Source organism: Coxiella-like endosymbiont (genome assembly GCF_002871095.1).
Lineage (GTDB): Bacteria > Pseudomonadota > Gammaproteobacteria > Coxiellales > Coxiellaceae > Coxiella.
The window spans coordinates 1-4,195 of sequence record NZ_NSHJ01000156.1 but is presented as its reverse complement, the minus strand read 5'-3'; the positions used below and the strand labels follow the sequence as shown (position 1 = coordinate 4,195).

Below are 4,195 nucleotides of genomic sequence, written 5' to 3'. Positions count from 1 at the left end.
GATATGTCCCTCTCTTATTAGCCCTACATTTTTTATAAATGGTTTTAATTTTATTAATATGTAGTAGTCTTTATAATATTAATCCTTATTAGTTTTGGACGGTAATATAGAAGAAGTTATTTCTAAACCTGGGTGATAGAAATGGATCCTCTATAGTTTTATGTGCATTAGTAACAGTTGGTATACATAATTAATACTATAGGCACATTTTAAGAATCTAGATATAAATTAAGATGTATCTGATGTATCTTAAAAATCTTGACATTTATTTTGAACGATAATTTTCATAGTGAGCTGTGACAATCGAAGCTATACAGGCTGTTAATTTTTTTCCCATGGGGATATCTAAAAATTCATTAGGTCCATGTGCGTTAGATTTAGGCCCTAGAAGACCTGTGATTATAAATTGGGCATTTGGGAACATTTTACCTAATATTCCCATAAAAGGAATGGTTCCTCCTTCGCCAAAATAAGCAGCTGGATTACCAAAAAATTTATAAGAGGCATTTTCATTAGCTACAGCAAGCCAATTATTTAAAGGGGGAGCTATCCAACCACTCGAAGAGGTTTCAGGAAAAAAAGATATCTTTGCATGGTAAGGGGGATCTTTTTCTAGGACATTTTTTAATACAGCTGAGGCTTTTAGAGCGTCAATTATTGGAGGAAGTCGCACAGAGAGAATTACCTTTAAATAAGGTATGGTAACATTTCCTGCATTAGCAACGGGAGGCAAACCGTCGAGTCCTGTTACACTGAGTTGAGCACGCCAAGTCTTATTTAATAATAATTCCGTAATATTAGTAGTTACGGGTTCCACACCCGGTAAAAATGGTAGCTTACCTTGAATCGTCCCATTTCCTAGCATATGGGCGGCTTTTTTTGCTTGTTCTTTATGTTGATTGGGTATAGAAACTTTTAATTCTTTCAAAATCACTCTTCCAGTAGAGCTGTCTTCAATTCGATCTAAAAGTTGGCGTAGGATAGAAAAAGGTGAAGGGACGATACCGCTTCCAGCTCCTGAATGAATACCATGTTTCAATACTTCAATTTTTAATATACCTCCTACCAGCCCTCGGAGTGAAGTGGTGCACCATAGCTGATCATAATTCATACAACCACTATCTAAGCAAATTACTAAAGTGGGATTTTCGATACGGTTATTTAAATACTTAAGATAAGCAGGTAGATCAATACTGCCGCTTTCTTCAGATCCTTCGATAATTACGACACATCGTGCATGGGGAATTTGATAACGTTGTAAAGTAGCAATAACTGTAAGTGAGGCAAATATCGCGTATCCGTCATCGGCGCCTCCTCGGCCATATAATTTATTTCCTTTCAAGATGGGTTTCCAAGGCCCAAGATCTGCATCCCATCCTACCATTTCAGGTTGCTTATCCATATGCCCATAAAGCAATACAGTTTCCTTTAAGGTACCAGGAATTTCAATAAACAATAAAGGGGTGCGCCCTGGTAACTCTACTACTTCTAGTTGCATCCCCTGAATAGATTGTTGCTGACACCAATCTACTAAAAGTGTCATGGCTTTATTCATATAGCCATTTTCTTTCCAATTAGAATCGTAATTTACTGATTTATTAGGAATTTTAATATACTCTATTAATTGAGGGATAATGCTGTGATCCCAGGTGTCAGAAATACTTTGATAAATTTCGTGGGCGTAATGTTCAAAGCGATTATTGCTCATTTGAGTTCCTATCTAATGGGGGTATAATAAGGGAAAAAATAGGATAACTGCAAGGCTAGAGAGAGGTTTTTTTAGTGCTAGAAAAAGGATTATAGGGGCATATACTAAGATAATATTGACGGGTAAAACGTAGTAAATGTAACTAAATAGGTAACGTAGCAAAGTAACCTTGCTGCTAATAAAGAAGATAAGAAACAAAAGTCAAATCTCAGTAGGATGATTAATATTAAAATATTGAGCGTATTTAATTGAGCGTATTTATCAAAAATACGCTTTTGATAATTTGGGTTAGTTCTGTCAGGAACGATACAGTGTTTTTCAGGATACAATGTTGGATAAAATGTTTATTTAGTTATAGATTTTTTGCTGATATCAGTATGATGGGCAGATTAAAATGTTTTTAATTTTAATCTATGTAATTTTTAATACTAATTACTTTAAATTTAAATTTCAATATCTTGACAAATTTATAAACTTTTGCTGATTCTGCTCTGATTTAATCTTTAGCTTGTAGGGGGTTTTAATCAATGCTGTTAAAACGAAAGAGTTAAAATGTAAACATATTTTAAAAAATATCTCACTCTTTTCCTTAGCCGATCAATTTTTAAATGAAATTGATTGAATGAGGGAATGTTACAAAAATATATATAAGCTAATAAGAGAACCTTTGCTTGCTTTGAAGGAATTTCAATTAAGATGTAAGAGTACTAAGATTGTAGGTGTTATTGGACAAAGTAAAGTAGATAAAAGCACTTTAATTCGTTACATTAATTTATTGGAATCTCCTGAAAAGTTTTATTATAATGGAAATGGATGGCAAAAATATCACTTTGCTTTGAAAGAAAGCAGTGCGATAAAGTAAATACCCTTATTAAAATCAGTATAGTTTTCAATATCTTAATCTCTTAAGTACTCAGATGCTATATTAAAACCTAGCATTTCTACTAAAACTCATCGAATAAAGTTGAACTAAAATTAATAAAGTAGTTTTCTCTTTTTTAGAATTAACTGGCTTAACAGCCAAAAGAACCTTTATTTAAGTTAATTTTATTAAGTGGTGGTTAAAAAATAACCTATGGAAATTGACTAAACAGTAGTTAGAAATCCAAAGATACTACTCTGTAATACAATAATTTCAGGGCTCGATCCTGAAAGCACAAATTTTATTTTAGAATTTATTAAATTTAGTGAATTACGAATTGAGATTCGTAAATACTATTAATCATTCATCAAATAGAGATTATTAACACCGTTTATCAATGTATCGCATTAGCTCAATAAAGAATTGTAAAAGAAAGGGATTGTAACTTTAATTTAATCGACGACCCAAAATTAGAATCGTTAAAAAAATCACTTATTTTTTAAATTAAAATCAAACTTCTTGAAATTTTATATACCTGATTACATAAAGAAGCAATTTAAAAAAGATAGGATATACGTTGCTATGAATTAACTTTACCAAGATCTTTACCGCTGACTCTCTCATGATCGGTAAGTTTGTTGTAAGTATTTCGATTTAAAGATAACGCTTTTTTAAAGCTAATTTAAAATTTTTGTAGGGTATTTCTATTGAAATAATCTTAATTGTTGTCCAAACATTCAAAATAAAATGAGGAAATATTGTTTCGTGGTATTAATTACCTAAAAATAAAGGTTGAAAAGTTAAAATTTTTGGTTCTATCAGTTTCAAATAATGACTCCTATTTTTCCTTAATCTTATTTAGGAAATAATTGAGATAGTAATTATACTTTCTTTTATGACGATAAAAATTGGTTTACCATTAGAAGTAATTTTATTTGTTACCTAAAAAATTGATTATTATCTTGTATTTTTAAAATCGTTTTTTGTCGATACTTAAGTAAGATTTAATATCTTCGGTTTCTTTTATTATTTTTATAATCGAAATTTTTTCTACATGATTTCTTATAGGTACTTTTATTAATTTATTAATATGATAGAGGGTATTATCCTATTAACCTTATGTGTTATTCTTTTTTTTGTTCGATTGACAGAAATGGCTTTACAAGAGCTTTACAAAAGATTACTTATAGTTTAGTTGAAGCTAAGTAATTTTGTTGGTACTTCGCTTTGATACATTTTACTCTTCTTTTCATTACAAATTATTTGGAAAATTTAGTTTTTAGAAGGGTGGATGTCTACTTTATTTTTTGTGGGGAGGTAAGGTGAGTGTAGGAGTGTACATTAACGGTAGTATAGTATTGCCCTAATGGGGTTTGTTTTGAAATGGTAAGTGTTTTTTTGGTAGAAGAGAATTAGAAGATTTAGCAATCTGTTATGGATATAATTAATTTAATGTTTGTGTAATGATAATAAGTATTTGAGGGTTAATTATTTGAGTACAATGTTTGTAATATCTCGGAAATACTAGAACGAAGAGTTTTATATTAATCATTAAATCATATTAAAATAGTATGATTGTATATCATTATTATCATACTTTTTTGACTATACTATTTCAATTGAAG

The 4,195-nt window shown here is 30.3% G+C and carries 2 protein-coding genes; one reads left to right on the top strand and one right to left on the bottom strand.

The genetic code is table 11. The features are described from left to right. Window positions 1-265: 265 nt before the first annotated feature. Window positions 266-1,708, bottom strand: a complete 1,443-nt coding sequence (locus CLERM_RS03575) for a M20 family metallopeptidase (protein ID WP_102157216.1) — start codon at window positions 1,706-1,708, stop codon at window positions 266-268. Window positions 1,709-2,375: 667 nt separating this feature from the next. Here CLERM_RS03575 and CLERM_RS03570 point away from each other — a divergent pair. Next, entirely contained in the window at window positions 2,376-2,570 is a 195-nt protein-coding gene (locus CLERM_RS03570) for a hypothetical protein (RefSeq protein ID WP_145996299.1), read from the top strand. The last annotated feature ends 1,625 nt before the right edge of the window (window positions 2,571-4,195 follow it).